This is a genomic window from Ensifer sp. 2TAB8, assembly GCF_052115125.1.
In the GTDB taxonomy this organism is placed as follows: domain Bacteria; phylum Pseudomonadota; class Alphaproteobacteria; order Rhizobiales; family Rhizobiaceae; genus Ensifer.
In genome coordinates this window covers 1-637 of sequence record NZ_JBFRGB010000082.1, presented here as the reverse complement: position 1 = coordinate 637, position 637 = coordinate 1, and the positions used below count along the sequence as shown (strand labels likewise).

1 protein-coding gene and 1 pseudogene are annotated in these 637 nt (G+C 57.5%); one reads left to right on the top strand and one right to left on the bottom strand.

All coding sequences use genetic code 11. The features are described from left to right. Positions 1 to 147: pseudogene (locus AB4Z53_RS35430) on the top strand (HlyD family type I secretion periplasmic adaptor subunit); the annotation flags it as partial. A 285-nt stretch (positions 148 to 432) separates the two neighbouring features. Here the strand turns inward: AB4Z53_RS35430 and AB4Z53_RS35425 are convergent. Then, a partial coding sequence (locus AB4Z53_RS35425; RefSeq protein WP_441600106.1) for a hypothetical protein occupies positions 433 to 637 on the bottom strand: 205 nt, incomplete at its 5' end.

The following is a 637-nucleotide window of genomic DNA, read 5'->3' as shown; positions in this document are numbered from 1 at the left end:
ACCGACCCGATCGAAAGGCTCGGCAACCGCAAGCTCATGCCAGGCATGCCCGTCGAAGTCTTCGTCCAGACCGACGAACGAACCGCTATCTCCTATATCAGCAAACCATTCACAGACCAGATGATGCGCGCATTCAGAGAAGAATGAACAGGCTCTGAGAAACCACGGGCGTCCGAACTGTCTCTTCGTGCAAGGTCGATCAATACGGTGAACAGCAAATCGTTTGCCGAGTGCCGTTAGCCTTCTGAGAAAGGTCGGGCGTGATCGATCCAACCGTCAGGGCGGGCTGCGCAGTCTCGTGGCTTGCGACGTGTATTGGGATACCCAGCGCGAACAGACGCCCTCAGGTCGGCAGGACTGCAGCCAGCAACAATTGGGACCGCGGTTGGTGTGGCGCCGATGCCGATGCGAGCCATACAGTAAACGTACTTTTCACAAGCCTTCAAATCGGCCGCCTGTGAATTTCTTGCCGACAGCAAAAAAGCCTATTGACGTCTCGGTGGGGGCAGGTCTATAAGCCCGATCACTGACGAGGGCGGCGGCGCTGCTGGCGACGACGACCTTCGCTCTAGAGTTTCCTGGATTGGCTGAGGCTGATTTGAGGGTCTGGGCCGGATGGTTCGGGCTTTGAGGAAGC